4 protein-coding genes are annotated in these 17,325 nt (G+C 64.4%); 2 read left to right on the top strand and 2 right to left on the bottom strand.

Annotation, left to right across the window (positions count from 1 at the left end):
* Positions 1–283 precede the first annotated feature (283 nt).
* Together QOU61_RS34835 and QOU61_RS34830 are read right to left on the bottom strand one after the other, a co-directional pair.
* Complete coding sequence (locus tag QOU61_RS34835; protein WP_289655697.1) at positions 284–1,390, bottom strand: lysozyme inhibitor LprI family protein; 1,107 nt, start codon at positions 1,388–1,390, stop codon at positions 284–286.
* 151 nt (positions 1,391–1,541) lie between these two features.
* Positions 1,542–2,357, bottom strand: a complete 816-nt coding sequence (locus QOU61_RS34830) for a transglutaminase-like cysteine peptidase (RefSeq protein WP_289655696.1) — start codon at positions 2,355–2,357, stop codon at positions 1,542–1,544.
* An 11-nt stretch (positions 2,358–2,368) separates the two neighbouring features.
* On the opposite strand from QOU61_RS34830, the gene QOU61_RS34825 reads away from it, so the two are divergent.
* Positions 2,369–2,716, top strand: a complete 348-nt coding sequence (locus tag QOU61_RS34825; RefSeq protein WP_289655695.1) for a hypothetical protein — start codon at positions 2,369–2,371, stop codon at positions 2,714–2,716.
* 373 nt (positions 2,717–3,089) lie between these two features.
* Complete coding sequence (locus tag QOU61_RS34820) at positions 3,090–17,225, top strand: Ig-like domain-containing protein (RefSeq protein ID WP_289655694.1); 14,136 nt, start codon at positions 3,090–3,092, stop codon at positions 17,223–17,225.
* Positions 17,226–17,325 lie beyond the last annotated feature (100 nt).

The following is a 17,325-nucleotide window of genomic DNA, read 5'->3' as shown; positions in this document are numbered from 1 at the left end:
GTTCGCATCCCATCCGGGAAGCACGTTTGCGAACGTTAGAATCAAAGGACCACTCGCAATTATTATTTCTAGTGGAGCTTTGGATTTGACGGTCGCATCGATGAATCGCGGCAAAGCGACTAGCGAACGTCAAATCCGCTCCACTGACGGATCTGGAAGTCGATCGTATGCCTCGCGCGACGACGGCGTCAATGAACCGGCGCTGCGCATGGACGCAAGAGAAAATTCCCGCCGTCATTTTTTCGCCAAACGAAACGTCAAGCCAGCGGCGGCGGTCTCGCCGCTACCGGCCGAGCGCGATCCCGAAATCGATGGGCTTCAGCATGTTGACGCCGCAGCGCCAGCTGCCTGCCTCGTTCCTTTGAAACGCAAAAACCTTCTCGACCTTGATCCGATGGGCGACCGCAAAATTCTCGCGGCCGGTCGAGGCGGCGACAGCCTTGCCGGTCTTGTCCCAGCAACTGCCGGTGCAGCTCGATGCGATCGTGCTGCAGGCGGCAAAAGGCTGCAGCACGATCATCTCGACTTCGGCGGTCACCAGCGCGCTCTGCTCGGCGACCTCCTTGTCGATCTCGAACACGCGGCTGATCCGCAGGAAGTTCTCGCAGGCGCTGGCCGCATGGATCTGGCTGACGCAGAGATCGACGGCGTCGGCGTTGGGTGCGGCCGGCCGCAGGCGTCGCCCGAAGGCCTTCTTCGGATCGTCCCTGGCCGCGACAAGCTCGGCGGTCTTCTGGTTGATGTCGTCGGCCAGGCAGCCTTCCGACGATGCCAGCTCGCGCAGCGGCACATTATCCTTGCCGTCGAGCTCGCATTTGCGGTCGCGTTCCCTGTTCCATCGCGCATATTCGGCGAAGGCGTCGCGCGCCTCTTCCTCGCTCAGCTTGGCGATCGCGGCCATGACGTGGCCGTCGAGTTCAGCCTCCGCGAGCGCAAGCGATGGATCGCTGCAGATCAGGGCGCCGGCGGCGGTATTTACGGCTAGACAGTCGAAGTTCGGATTGCGCAGGATTTCGATCCGCTCCTCGGTTTCCTTGGCAAGGCAGGCCTTGACCGGCTCGATGTCCTCGAAGCGCGGCGTCTCATTCTCGAAGATTCCGCAGCTCAGATTGCGATCGCGGATCCACTGGACGTTTTCCTCCACCGCGACCCTGCGGTCGGGAATGCGGCTCAGCCGCGCCTCGATCGCGTCGCCCAGCCGGCTCGCGGCGGCGCCAAGCTCGGGATCGCCGCAAAACAACTGGTCTGCGGCGTCCCTCACGGTCTCGCAGTGATTCTTCGCGAACAGCGGAAGGACGTCCTGGATCGAGCGATCGGGTTCGGTCTCCGCGCGCGCCACGGCGGCAAGTCCGAACTGGGTGACCATGATCGCCAGCACAATCGCCCGCATGCTCGCCTTCCCCGTCAAATCCACAACTGTGCCGCCATGCTACCGCAGGATGTGGAGAGGTGGATACGGTTTTTCGAAGAACCGTTTCGGGTCAAGAGCATGCGCCTCCGACCGCCTCGAGGCGAGACGGTGGTGGCTTTCGGAATGCGGCTCAGTTCGCGGAAGGCTCAGCCGGCTCGGGCTGTGCCGCCAGGGCCGGCACCGCGGAGACGGTGAACCCGCGCTCCGGCGTTGCCACCGCAAGCGGCGCATCCTGATACTGCATCACGCCGGACTGGTCGATGACGAACAGCGGGCGGTAATGCTTGATCTGGACATCCTCGATCATTGCCATGCGGCGGTTGTCGAGCAGGAGCCAGCGGCCGTCCAGCCGCACCGCGGCTACCGCGTGATCCTCGTCAAGCATGGTGTCGTGCAGCACCACGATGCGCAGGTCGGCTTCCGCCAGTCCGGCCGCGCGGAGCGCCATGTATTTGGCGATCGCATAGTCCTCGCAATCGCCTGCGCCACGAAAGAAGGTGACCAGCGGTGAATTCCAGACATCGATCTCGCCGTATTGCGCAAGGTCGCTCATCGGCCGGATGGCCAGGTTGACCGCGCGGTTGACCTCGCCGAGCCGCGCGCGCCCGTCGCGTTCCCTTGCGGCATCGACGATGGCGAGAAACTGCAGCGCGGCGGGCGAGGCGCAGCGTTCACGGTCGCCGTCACAAAGCGCAAGCTGCACCCGCTCGTCGTCGAGCCGGCGTTGCACGGCAAGCCACTTGTCGCGCAGGCCGCCGAAATTGATGCGCATCGCGCCGAGCCCGAACGGTTCGCCCGGCGGCAGCGATGCCTGCGCCGCTTTCGTGCCGTCGAGCACGCCGGCGCGCCCATCCGTCGCCGGACCCAGGCAGGCCAGAGCCAATGCGAACAGCGCCCGTGCAGATAGCGCTGCGCGCAACCCGCGCGTGTGACCGAAGGTTCCCATCTGACGCCCCCATGTCCGGCATCGACGGGCGCTTCACGCCTCTTCGTGACCGGATCGTTGGGGCCATGATCGGAGGGGACGCTTTTATTCGGCTTAAAGACGGCCTCAGGCGGCCGAAAAGCGTAAAACACGCTGAAGCTCTGTCGGTTTTTTTCCCGACAATTTTACGAATGCGGGGCGCGGCACCCGGAAAGGGTAGCGAAAAAGTAAAAAAACACCTGCTGTGTCGTGCTTGCCGCAAATTCCCTTGGCTATGGCTAATTGCGGGTGGAAATCGCGATTCTGTTATCCAGCTCACAGTTTTTGCTGAAAACCTGGCGCAATATCGACCGCGGGATGGCAGGCAAGAGGTGTACTAAGTATTACGGGCTATGGATATACATCCAAATACTTATACCGATCGGTATATGCTTCAAAACGGTCGGATAATACCACGGAACCCCTGAAACAATACTGGTTAGCTCGGCACGGCCATTGATCCCGATCGCGCGCAGCCGCCTCTGTGGGATGAAGTCACACAAGCATTAGATGGTTTCGCGATGGCCGGACCGATGATATGCAAGCTTAGACGACTGATTTTTATATACTTATTAACCATTGCACGGTGGGGCTTTGAATTACGCGGGCAAATTTGACGCCATGCTGTCCGTCGACGGCCGGGCTACGCATCATTCTCCCGCGTATGTTCATCTGGATTCGCCCCACGCGAAGGCTCCCGCGGACGCGATTTTCGTGTCAGACGCGGATCTGCTCTTCCACGCCGATTTCACGCGTTCCGGTGTCGACCTTGTTCTGTCCAAGGACGGCCGCGAGCTCGTTCTTCACGACTATTTCAAGGGTGAAAAACGCGCGCCGCTGGCGTCGTCCGACGGCGCGCATCTGGCCGGCGATCTCGTCAACGCCCTGACCGGGCAGACGCAGTATGCCCAGGCCGATCCTTCGGCCACGGCCGGCAAGGTCATCGGCCACGTCACCAAGCTTGCCGGCGGCGCGACGGTGGTCCGCAACGGCGTCTCGATCATCCTGCACCTCGGCGACAACGTCGAAAAAGGCGACATCGTCCAGACCAACGCCGATTCGTCTGTCGGCATCACCTTCATCGACGGCACCGTGTTCGGCCTGTCCTCGAATGCGAGGATGGTGCTCAACGAAATGGTCTACGACCCCAACGGGTCGGGCAATTCGACGCTGTTCAGCCTGGTGTCCGGCACCATCTCCTTCGTCGCCGGCGAGACCGCCAAGCACGGCGACATGAAGATCGATACGCCGGTCGCGACCATGGGCATCCGCGGCACCGCGGTGCTGGTGCAGATCGACTTCGACGTGTCGACCTCGGTCAATGGCGCGCCGGCGACGCCGACCGCGAGCTTTCAGGTCCTGGTCGAGCCGGACGGCACGACGGGCAATTACGTGCTGCTCGACAAGCTCACGCTGCAGCCGATCGCGACCGTCAATGCCGCCGGCACCGAGGTCAAGATCATCAATGGCATCGTCTCGACCGGCCTCGCATCGCTGACGCCCGATGCGCAGAAGCTGATCACGGACGTCTTCCAGCAGAAATTCGCCGACCTGACCAATCCCGTCACCAAGACGGCGAGCACGACGAGCGGTTCGAGCACCCCTCCGGATACGACGCACACGGGCAATCCGCAGTCCAAGGACGGGTCGACGACGACCACGACGACGACGACCACGACCGTCAAATCAACGACCACGCCGCAGGGTGCTCCGACGGATCCGAATGCGCGCGATCCGGTGGCGCCGGACGCCACGGCTATCGGCGGTACGACCACGGAGCTCACGCTCACGACCGCCAGCTCCACGCCCGATACCGCGAGCGGCTCGGTCAGCTATGCCGATCCCAATGCCGGCGACCAGCCGACCGTATCAATCGCCTTTGACTCCTTCACCTATACTGACGGGACGGGCCAGCCGATCGCGAATCTCAATGATTTGCAGAAGGCGGACATCAAGGCCACCGAAGTCAAGCTGGTGGTGACGCAGGATCCGGCGGCCAAGAACCACGGCACGGCGACCTGGTCCTACAAGATTGCCGACCACGCCTTCGACTTCCTCGCCGCGGGCGAGACGCTGACGCTGACCTATGAGGCAACGGTCGACAACGGCTTCACCCAGGATCCGACGACCGAGTTCACCAAGATCAAGTTCACGATCGTCGTCACCGGCACCAACGACACGCCGGTCATCACGACCGACAAGCAGATCCAGCTGATCGAATTCACCGCGGGCACGGCGACCGTGGGCGGGACGCTGCAATCGAGCAACAACCTGGTGACAGCGGGAACGTTCGCGTTCACCGACCCCGACCTGACCGACACCCACACGGTTGCGAGGCTCCTGACGGGCGCAACGCTGACGCTCGCCGACGGCCGGACACTGAACCTGGCGCAGCTCGACCAGCTGTACCAGTCGCCGATGGATACTTTCGCCCAGGCTCTTTACGTTGCGATCAACCAGGGAGACGACAGCACCGGTTCGGGCACCGGCACCATCACCTGGAAGCTGAACGACCTGCCGGTCTACCTTGCCGACTTCATCGAGCCGGGCCAGACGCTGACGCTGATCTACACCGTCACGCTGACGGATTCGCAGGGCGCCACCGACACCAAGACCGTCGAGGTCACGATCACCGGCAACAACAACCCGGCGGTGGTCTGGATTCACACCACCGACGATCAGTCGCCCGACGGCAGCTGGACCACCAAGTCGAACTGGGGCACCGGAAATATCCCGACGGGCTCCGACGACGTCATCATCATCACCAACCAGTTGCAGCCGCACACCCCGTCCTATCCAGCCACGGTCACGGACGGGACCCAGGCGGTCGCGAACTCGGTGACGATGAACGATTTCGCCGGGCTGGCGCCGGAGCTCGATATTCAGAGTGGCGCGTCGCTGGCCATTGGCGCGAACCTCAACCTCAGCGCCGACTCGATCCTGCACAATGCGGGGACGGTTACTGTCGGCGGCAAGATCGAGTTGAAGGATTCGAGTGCGCTCGCGAATTCCGGCGCGCTCAAGCTCGGGCAGGGCGGAGATATCCGGGGCGGTGCTGTCGTCACCAACGACAACGCCTCTGGCGCGCAACCGATCACGGGCGATACCCTGCTGGTCGGTACCGCTGGCGCCGGCTCCAACGATCTTGGTGTCGCCATCAAGGGCGGCTCTGTTCTTACCGTCGATGGCAAGACCATCACCTTCTCGACGTCGCAGACCAATATCACCAGCGATGCCCATGGCAACTACACTGTCGGTATCGGTATCGGCAGCCTGTTGAAGGTCAGTGATCTGCTCGCCATCATTGATGCCATTACCGGTGCCACCGTGCCATCGTCGGTCAGCGCCGCAGGCCAGCTTGTACTTTCCACCGGTGCCGCCCCCAACCTGATCATTTCCGGCGCCGGCAATGTGCTCGCCGCGCTCGGCCTTAACGTCAGCGTCACCAATACCGGGCTGATCGAGCTCCAGGGCGGGACGCTCAACGTCCTGACCAACATCGCCAACGCACAGGGCGACACCTCCGGCCAGATCAACGTCGATGCCGGAGCGACGCTCGTGCTCGACGCCAATCCGAACGGCATTACCGGAGGCATCACGGGCGGGACCGTCACCATCGACGGCACGCTGGACCTTCAGGGTACGAGCTTCCTCAGTGGCGGCACGTTGATCAATTACGGTCAGGTCAATGTCAGCGGCACCGAAACATTCGACCATGAGACCGTCACCAATAATGGCACGAACGGTGCGATCGACATCACCGGCGCGCTGACGCTGAAGAACGGCGCCTCGATCAGCAACGGCGCAGCCGGCAACACCGAGACGGTGGAAGGCAGCGCCAGCCTGACGCTGCAGGACACCAGCTTTATCAGCGGCGGCACGATCATCAACAAGGGCACGCTGAACCTGCAGGGGACGAGCGGCCTGAAGAACGGCAAGCTGACCAACACCGGCGCGGTGAACGTCGCCGGGGTCGATGCCTTCGACCAGGAGACCGTCACCAACAACGGCGTCAACGGCGCGATCGACATCACCGGCGCGCTGACGCTGAAGAACGGCGCCTCGATCATTAACGGTGCGGCCGGCAACACCGAGACGGTGGAAGGCAGCGCCAGCCTGACGCTGCAGGACACCTCCTTTATCAGCGGCGGCACGATCATCAACAAGGGCGCGCTGAACCTTCAGGGGACGAGCGGCCTGAAGAACGGCACGCTGACCAACACCGGCGCGGTGAAGATCGCCGGGGTCGATGCCTTCGACCAGGAGACCGTCACCAACAACGGCGTCAACGGCGCGATCGACATCACCGGTGCGCTGACGCTGAAGAACGGTGCCTCGATCAGCAACGGTGCGGCCACCAACACCGAGACGGTGGAAGGCAGCGCCAGCCTGACGCTGCAGGACGCCACCTCGATCAGCGGCGGCACGATCATCAACAAGGGCACGCTGAACCTTCAGGGGACGAGCGGCCTGAAGAACGGCACGCTGACCAACACCGGCGCGGTGAAGGTCGCCGGGGTCGATGCCCTCGATCAGGAGACCGTCACCAATAACGGCGTCAACGGCGCGATCGACATCACCGGCGCGCTGACGCTGAAGAATGGCGCCTCGATCAGCAACGGTGCGGCCACCAACACCGAGACGGTAGAAGGCAGTGCCAGCCTGACACTGCAGGACGGCTCCAGCATCACGGGTGGTACACTCTCGAACGCCGGCACGGTCTTTATCGAAACAACGGGCGCCGCGCTGCACGGCGTCAACGTCATCAACACCGGGACAATCCAGGTCGATGTAGGCGGCGGTTCTCCGCCGCCCCCGCCGACGACCTTGACCGTGGACGGGGGCACCACCGTTACCGGCGGGAACGTCACCGTCGGCGGCACGGGTATCCTCGACTCGACCGCCGGAACGAACACCATCACCGACGCCATCGTCAACAACAGCGGCATCATCGAGGCCACCGGCGGCAAGCTGACCATCAATCAGACCGCATCCGGCAAGACCATCACCAATTCGGGCACGCTGGAAGCCAATGGCGGCGAACTGGACATCACCGGCGAGCCGGTGGCCAACACCGGCACGCTGGCGGCCACGAAGAACAGCACGCTGAAGCTGACGTCCACGACGGTGACCAACACCGGCAATGGCAAGGTCACGGTCGCGAGCGGCTCGCTGCTGAACCTGGTCGGTGCGTCGATCCTCGGCGGCAGCCTGACCAATTCCGGCAGCGTGAAGAACGTGTCCGGCGCCAGCACGGTCTCGGCAGCCGTCACCAACAACACCAACGCGACCATCGAGGTGGTGGCCGGCTCGCTCAATCTCTCGGGCGGACTGAGCGGCGCCGGATTGCTCCAGATCGACGATGGCACGCTGCTCGAGCTCGCCGGCGCCACCAGCGCGCTCGCCGTCCTCTTTGCCGGCGGCTCCGGCACCGGCACGCTGCAGCTCGACAATTCGCTGGGCTTTACCGGCACGATTTCCGCGACGGCCGCGGCCAGCGGCAATTTCATCATCGACGGCAAGGGCGGCGTCGTCACCGGCAGCGGCGACGGCATCGATTTCACGTCGAGCGGCGGCAGCGCCGCGAAACCCGCAACCGTCACGGTCGATCCCGCCGGCACGATCACGGGCGCCGTCAACGGCGTCCTCGTGGTCCAGAACGGTGTCGGCGATATCACGGTCACACCGTCCGGCACCGTCACCGGTCAGAATGGCGACGGCATCATCGCGGAGATCGGCGCGTCGGGCTCCGGCAACATCATCGCCGGCAGCGGCGGCATGGTGATCGGCCAGGGCGCCGGGTCGGTCGGCCTGTTCGCCGAGAACTTCAACCCGAACGACGCCGGCAACATCACGATCACGCAGACCGGCGGCGCAAGCGGCGGCCACGACGGCATCAAGGCTATCACGCTGGGCTCCGGCAACATCACGATCGAGGCCGGAGGCGTCATCACCGCGGGCGTGCAGTTCGGCATTCGCGCCGAGGATCACGGCACCGGCCATGTTTCGGTGCAGACGGATGACGGCACCACGATCAATTCCGGCGGAACAGGCATCAGTGCCGTCAATCTCGACGATAGGGTTGCAGCGTCGTTCAACAGCACCGTCACGGTGACGGCGCGCGGCACCATCAATTCCGGAACCACCAACAATCCCAGCGGCTCGGTCCCGGCAGGCATCAACGCCGGCTACTTCGGCAGCGCCGGTGTCGCCAATACCGGCATCAACGGTACGGTCTCGGTCGACAATTTCGCCAACATCACGGCCGCCGCAGGCTATGGCATCAACGCCTTTAATTGGGGCGTCGGCAATGTCACGGTCCATGAAGAGGCCAACACGAGCATCACCGCCGCGCAGACCGGCATCGCCGCGTTCTCGCTCAGCGGCGGCAAAGGCGACGTCACCATCACTGTCGACCAGGGCGTGACGGTTTCGACCGTCAGTCCGACGCCGACGAGCAACTCGAGCTACGGCGTCCAGGCCTTCAGCCAGGGCCCGGGCAAGATCACGGTCACCACGTCGAACGGCGACACCATCAATTCCGGGAGCAGCGGCATCGTCGCGACCGACGGCGCGACCACCCTTGACGCGTCCGCCGGCAGCACGATCACGGTGACCGCTCGCGGCATCATCAACTCCGGTGCGAACCTCAACACCAGCGGCAGCACGCCGGCCGGCATTCTTGCCGGCTACACCGGCAACAATGGTGGCAACGCCGTTGCCGACCCCAGCGTCCACGGAGCCGTGCTCGTCGACAACTTCGCCACCATCACGGCGGCCGCGGGCTTCGGCATCAACGCCTTCAATGGCGGCCAGGGCAACATCACGGTCCACAACGAGACCGGTGCTAGCGTCACGGGCGTCAATGTCGGCATCCGCGCCGTCGAGCTGAGCGGGGCGGCCGGTGACATCAGCATCACCAACGACGGCACCACCAGCGGCCAGACCGGCGTGCTGGCGAGCACCAACGGCGTCGGCGGCATATCTGTCACCAACACCGGCCAGATCACCGGCACCACGAATGTCGGCCTCCGAGTGGCGCAGGATGGCGCAGGCGTCAACGGCTCGAGCACGATCACCAACAGCGGCCACATCGCCGGTGGTATCTTCAACTCCGTGCAGTTCGCCGCGATCTCGATAGCGGAGAACGCCACCGGCACGGCCAAGATCGACAACACCGGGACGATCGGTGCGTCGTCCGCCAGCGTTGCGATTGTTGAAACCGGCGGCGGCGTCACCATCAACAACAATCCCGACGGCGTGATCAACGGTTCGATCACCGTCGCCAACGCGACCTTCTCGAACGAGGTCGGCGCCACCTGGAATGCCGGCGGCGCCAGCCAGTTCGGGGCATCCGCCTATACCGGGGCGACCCCCACCTCGATCGACAACGACGGCACGATCAACCTGTCGGCGGCCTCGATTTCCTCGGTCAGCGGGCTCACGATCGACAACAGCGGCACCATCGACGCGCTGTCGGGCACCAGCGCGATCACCGGTGCTGGGATCACCAACACCGGCACGATCGAGGCGACCGGCACCGGCACGTTGCAGCTCAATTCGACCACGGTCACCAACGCGGTGACGGTCGGCGACGTCACGACCGACGGTCTGGTTTCCGTTGCAGCCGGATCGACGCTTGTGCTTTCCGGTTCCGGAATCGACGGCGGCAAGATCACCAGTCTCGGCACCGTCGAGATTGCGGGCGACAGCAGCATCACCAATGATGCGTTCGCCAACCACCAGCTCACGGTGGACAGCGGCAAGACGCTGAAGCTGAACGGCACCACGGTGACCGGCGGCTTCGTCACCGGCACCAGCATCAGCGCCACGCTTGCGATCGACGACGGCAAGACCCTGAAGCTCTCCGGCGTCTCCATCAACGGCGGCACCATCAATAATGGTTCGGTCGCGGGGACGGGAAGCATCGACATCATCGGCTCGAGCGCGATCGGCAACGCCACCCTGAACAAGGGCGGCGTGACGATCGAGAGCGGCCAGACCCTGACGCTCACCGGCGACACGATCAACGGCACCACCATCACCTTCGCCGGAACCGGCGATACGCTGAAGCTGGACGCGACGTCGGCCGCGAACTTCCACGGCACGATCAGCGGTCTCGTGACCGGCGACTTCATCGATCTGATGGGTGTGACGGTCTCGACCGCGGTGTGGAACGGCTCGACGCTCGTCATCAACGGTACCGGCACCACGTACCAGATCTCCTCGCTGCCTTCGGGCGACACCTTCGCCTTCAAGAGCGATGGCCAGGGCGGCACGCTGCTTGAAGTGCTGCCCGAGACCTTGACGGTCGGATCATCGCCCGCCACTGGCGTCGAGACGACAGCGGTTCCGCTGCATTTCAGCGATGCGCTGACCGGCGGGGCGACGCTGACCGCCTTCGTCATCAGTGGCATTCCGGCCAACGCCGTGTTGAGCGACGGCACCCATACCCAGACGGTGACGGGCGGCACGCTTGATGTCGCCGGCTGGAACCTTGCCAATCTGACGATCACGCCGACCAACGACAGCAACTTCGTGCTGTCGGCGATGGTCACCTCGACCGACCCCAACGGCTTCCACTACACGGTGCCGGCGACCGAGACCGTGACCGTCAATCCGACGTCGCCGAGCCTGACGTGGGCGGCGAGCGTGTCCAGCACCGAGGCGGTAATCTCGCTCGCTGCGCTATCGGAAACCATCACCGGCCAAACCGGCGACAGCAATGTCGGCAACACGCTGACGATAAGCGGCGTGCCGCAGGGCGCGGTGCTGAGCGACGGCCATGGCCACTCCGCGATCGGCAACGGTACTGCGATCGACGTCAGCGCCTGGACGCTGTCGAGCCTGACCATCGACACCACCGGGGCTTCCGTCCCGACCGGCAATTTCACGCTGACCGCGACCGCGACCGAAAAGGACGCCGAAGGCAATGTCAGCGCCGCCACCAGCGTCAGCGAGCAGGTGATCGTCAATCCGACCGCGCCGACCCTGACCTGGGCCGCGAGCGCGTCCGGCACCGAGACGGTGATTTCGCTTGGCACGCTCTCGGAGACCATCACCAGCCACACCGGCGACGGCAATGTGAGCGATACGCTGACGATCAACGGCGTGCCGCAGGGCGCGGTGCTGAGCGACGGCCATGGCCACTCCGCGATCGGCAATGGCGCCGCGATCGACGTCAGTGCCTGGACGCTCTCGAGCCTGACCATCGATACCAGCGGCGCCTCGGTGCCGGCCGGCAATTTCACGCTGACAGCGACCGCGACCGAAAAGGACGCCGAAGGCAATGTCAGCGCCTCCACCAGCGCCAGCGAGCAGGTCACGATCGATCCCGCCGCACCGACCGTTGCGCCGGTCACGGTATCGACCGTCGAAGGCGCGGCCGTCGCGCTCAATCTCGGGATTGCGGCCACGAACCTGGAGGGCGACGGCAACACGCTGAACGCGGTGACCCTCACCTTCACGGTGCCGGCAAACGATACTTACACCTTCACCAACGGCAGCGGACTGAACCAGACCTTCGCCGCCGGCGCCAACCAGACCTTGACGCTGACGCCGGCGCAGCTCGCCGGGCTGTCGATCACGACGACCAATGCCAGCAATGTCTCGCTCACGGTTTCAGCGACGCAGATCGATGCCGAGGGCGATGTCAGCCACACGGCTGCCGGCACCGAAATCGTCACCGTCAATCCGACCGCGCCGACGGTTGCGCCGGTTGCGGTGTCCGGCGTCGAAGGCGCTCCGATCGCGCTCAACCTCGGGATTGCGCCCACGAATCAGGCGGGCGACAGCAACACGCTGAACGCGGTGACGCTCACCTTCACGGTGCCGGCGAACGCTAGCTTCACCTTCACCAACGGCAGCGGGCTGAACCAGACCTTCACCGCCGGCGCCAACCAGACCCTGACGCTGACGCCGGCGCAGCTGGCCGGGCTGTCGATCACGACGGCCACCGCCGGCGCCATTGCGCTCGCCGTTTCCGCGACCGAGGTCGACACGGACGGCAACGTCAGCCAGGCTGCCATCGGCAGTGAGACTGTCACCGTCAATCCCAGTCAGAATTATCTCTGGGGTACCGCGGTCATTCCGGAGCCGGGCAACCATACGTTCAACCCGATCGGCAACTTCAACATCGCCGTCGGCACGGGAGCCCTGCTGTTCGGCACGTCGCCGTCGAGCGGGTTCAATCCGAGCGGCCCGGATGTCGTCACCGAGAGCGCCGTGCTGTTCGACTCCTTTGTGCTGCCCTACCGCAGCGGCATCCAGACGGTGCAGAGCTCGACGACTCAGCTCCCGTTCAAATATCAGACGATCGCGCCGGCCACCGCCTCGGGTCCGGAAGCGCTGGTCTTCTATTCGACCGAGACGAACGGCGTCTCGACCATCTATCAGCAGATCATCTCGGAGCCGAATGGGCCGAATGGAAGCCTGATCCTGGGCTCGGCCACGGCGCTGGAATCCAATGTCGGCGGGCAGCTGATCAGCCTGTACGACGGCTACACCACGATCAATCCGGACCTCACGACGTCGCCGACCATGACGTCCTACGAAATCGCGTGGGCCAATTTCAACCCGTCGACCGGCGCCTATCAGGAAAACTTCCAGATATTCTCTCCGACGGGTACGAGCCTGAGCCCGGTGGTCACGATCCAGAGCGGCTCGGCGACTGCCTCGACCATACCGGCGTGGCAGTTCAGGAATGCCGGGTCCCTCAACGTCAGTGGCGTCGCCGTGCCTTACGCTGCGGTCATCGCGGTCGCCGACCCCACCAACCCTCACCTGACGGATGTCAGGTTCCAGGGCTATAACGCCGACGGCACCGCCAACTCGCACATCAATTTCCTGCTCAAGCCGGACCTGACGGCGTTCCCGACGGCCACCGCCAGCACGATCACGGCGCCGAGCACCGGCGCGTCGCTGCTGTACACGCCCAATGGCACGCTCAATAGCGGCTTCTCCGCGGCCTGGAGCGAGACCGTCACCGACGCGACCGGCAATCACAGCCAGGTCGAATTCGTGATGTTCAGGGGATCAGGCCAGCTGATCTCGCACACCACGTTCCAGGTGCCCGACGCGCAGAACATCAGGGTCGGCTCGTTCAACAACAACGGCAACAGCGCCGAGTATCTCGTCTACGGCGACAACAATTCGACCACGATCGTGGAGTTCGACCAGAACGGCCACCAGATCGCGTCCGTCACGGATACCGCCCATCACGGCGTGACCTATGGCGACTTCGAGGTCCTCGGCGATGGCCGCGTCGCGCTGACCTATCCCGACCCCGCACAATATACGACCGACATCTTCGATCTGCGCCAGGCCGGGCTGAGCAATCCCACGCTGTCCACGACCAGCGCGAACTATGTCGCCGGCACTCATTTTGCCGATACCGTCACCGGCGCCAGCGGCGTCAATAATTTCTACGACTTCGTCGGCTCGGCCACCGGCACGCCGACGGATACGTTCACCGGCGGCGCGACCAACAGCTTCAACGAGGCTGTTTTCACCGACGGCCTCTCGAACTTCACCCTCACCGTGAACGGCACCACGGCCTCGATCGTCAGCAACGACAGCGCCCATGGCGGCACGCTGAACACCAGCAATGTGCAGGCGCTGCTGTTCGGCGCCACGTCCGATCCGGCGCCGAGCGCGACCGGCGGTCTTGAGGTCACCGCGCACGAGACGCTGGTGATGCTCGGCAATTTCCAGGGCGGCAACAGCTATCCCGTCACGATCGATGCCACCGGCACGCTGGAGATCGCGGCCGCGAATTCGTTCGAGCAGGCGACCTTCAACGGCGCCGGCACGCTGCAGCTCGACCAGTCGCAAAGCTATCACGGCATGATTTCCGGCTTCGCCGCGGGCAGCGCGATCGACCTCAAGGACATCCACTATTCGTCCAATGTCACCGACATCTGGAACGCCGCCAACAACACGCTGACGATCAGCGACGGCACCCACACGACCACGCTTTTTATCGCGGGCTCCGGCTACACCCAGGACAGCTTCGCGCTGCAACAGGACGGCGGCACCGGCACCAAGCTTGTGATCGGCACGGAAGCGCACGACGTCACCCTGGCCGCGAACCAGGTCGCCTTCCATGAGAACAGCGCCACGACCATCGCAACGTCCGTGCTGTCCGAGAACGACGCCGAAAACGACACCGATCTGCTCGTCACCGCGGTCGGCGGCACCAGCGCGCATGGCGGCAACGTCAGTCTCAACGGTGGCATCATCACCTATACGCCGGCAGCGAACTTCACCGGCAGCGACAGCTTCACCTATACGCTGATCGACGACGGGCTGACCTCGACTGCGACCGCGTCGTTTAAGGTGGCTCCGGCCGCGGTCGGTTTCGATGGTCATACGGTGGCCAGCGGTTCGATCGCGACGACCAATGTCGGCAACGGATCAGACGGCGTCACGCTCGACGGATGGGTCAACTGGAACGGCCACGGCGTCGCCGGCGAGCCGCAGCTTCTGTTCTACAATGGCAGCACGTCGGATGCCGGCCTCGGCGTCAACGGCCAGGTCACGTCGGACGGGCTGCTCGACCTGCAGATCCAGAACGGCGGCATTGGCGGGATCGACACCCATGTGAAGATCGCCGCCAATCAGTGGCACGATGTCGCGTTGACCCACGTCAATGGCGTCTTCGATCTCTATGTCGATGGCGCGCTCGCCTATAGCGGCAGCGGGTCCGTGAACAATGTTCCTGGTCCTTCGCACTACCCCGACCACATGATGATCGGCGGCGTCGTCTCCGACGAGGACGGTACCAGCTTCAGCACCGAAGGCTTCAAGGGCTCCATTTCCAACGTCAGCGTCTGGAACACGGCGCTGTCGGCATCGCAGATCCAGTCGACCGATTTCAGCGCGCTTACGGGCAGCGAGGCGGGGCTCGCCGCCTACTACAAGCTCAACGATGGCAGCGGCTCGACGGTGCTCGATCTGGTCAACGGCGCCGGCAATCTCACCCTCTCGAACGCCGACGCCTGGCATGCGCCGCCCGCCAACAGCGTGGGCACGCCGACCTTCACGACGCTGGATTTCGCCGGCGACGCCAACACGCAGGCGATCGGCATCAACGACGCCGGCGTCGTGGTCGGCCAGGCCGATGCCTCTCCGACCCACCAGGTCGGCTGGTCCTACAACAACGGCATCTTCACCTCGATCGTCGCCACCAACAGCAACGACGCGCAGGACACCAGCGGCCACGACGTCAACAATGCCGGAACGATCGTCGGCGACTACTCGCCGGTCCGCTCGACGCCGCGCTACGGCTTCACCGACAATGCCGGCAGCTTCACCCAGCTCACCTCCGACTCGCCCGGCGCCAGCACCAACGCGAACGGCATCAACGATGCCGGCGTGATCGTCGGCAGCGACTACCTGCACAGCGGCACGCGATACAGCGGCTATATCTACTCGGACGGCAGCTTCACCTATTTCAGCGCGCCCGGCGCGGCCAACCCGTTGGGCGACACCTTCGCCAACGGCATCAACAACGAAGGCCAGATCGTCGGCAGCTTCAATCCGAACGCCGGCAACGCCAACGGCTACCAGGGCTACCTTGACGACCACGGCACCTTCACCACGATCTCCGACCCGCTCGGCGTGAACGGCACCCATGCGCAGGGCATCAATGATTTCGGCCAGATCGTCGGCTTCTATACCGACGCCAATGGCGTGCAGCACGGCTTCCTCGACTCCGGCGGAACCTTCATCACGCTGGATGATCCGCTCGGGGTCAACGGCACGGTGGTCAACGGCATCAACAATCTCGGCGAGGTCGTCGGCTACTATCTCGACGGCAACAATGCGAGCCACGGCTTCGAGGCCTCGCTCAACGGCTTCACCGCGCATCTCAATCAGCCACTGACGCTGACCAATCTCAGCGTCTCCGATGCCGAGGCGGGCAACGATCCGATCGAGGTCACGCTGTCGGTCCACCATGGCTCGCTCAACCTGGCGAACACGGCGGGGCTCACCGTCGGCGGTCTCGGCACCGGATCGGTGTCGCTGACGGGATCGCAGTCGGCGATCGACAACGCGCTCGCCGGCGGGGTGACCTACGCGACGAACCTCACCTCGATCGGCTCCGACGCGCTGACGATCACGACCAACGACCAGGGACACAATTCGTCCGGCGTCGCGCAGACAACCACCGAGCAGGTCGCGCTGACCGTCGACGGTCCGGTGATCGAGACCGACCAGTTCCAGGTCTCCGGCGGGCAGAATGGACCGGCGACCATCACCGGGCTGAAGGTGATCGACCCCGACGCGGGCGCGAACGACATCTTCACGGTGACGGCGACGACGCAGCAGGCCGCCTCCGGCAGCACCATCTCGCCAGGCGCGGGCTCCGGTCACCTGTCCGACATCAACGCCGAGCTCGCCAGCATCACCTACAATCCGGGCGCGACGCCGCCGCAGCAGGACGCGGTTTCGTTCACGGTCACCGACAGCCACGGCGCCAGCGACACCGTCAATTTCATCTTCAACCAGGGCGGCGGCAACGGCCCGGTCACGCTGACGGGGACGTCCGGCAACGACGTGATCATCGGCAGCAACAACGGCGACACCCTCACCGGCAATGGCGGCCAGGATCAGTTCGTCTTCAAGCCGGCCTCAGGCGGCTCGGTGCAGCACACGATCACCGATTTCAACACCGCGCTCGACACGATCGACGTCAGGCAGTTCGCCTCGATCGCGTCGCTGAGCAACATCACGACCACCCAGCAGGGCACCGATACGCTGGTGACGCTGGACGCCAACGACTCGATCCTTCTGAAGCACGTGACGGCCACCAACCTGCACGCCAGCGACTTCATCTTCCACACCTGAGCAGGCCGCTTCTCCGGCAGCCCGGCTTGGCGGGAGCGCGGGCGGATTCTGCATTGCCAGTCGCGCCGTGGGCGGGCTATTCGTAAGGCAACGCGAGCGG

The organism is Bradyrhizobium sp. NP1 (assembly GCF_030378205.1).
Classification (GTDB): Bacteria; Pseudomonadota; Alphaproteobacteria; order Rhizobiales; family Xanthobacteraceae; genus Bradyrhizobium.
The sequence above is the reverse complement of the archived record's forward strand: the minus strand, read 5'-3'. Positions and strand labels throughout refer to the sequence as shown.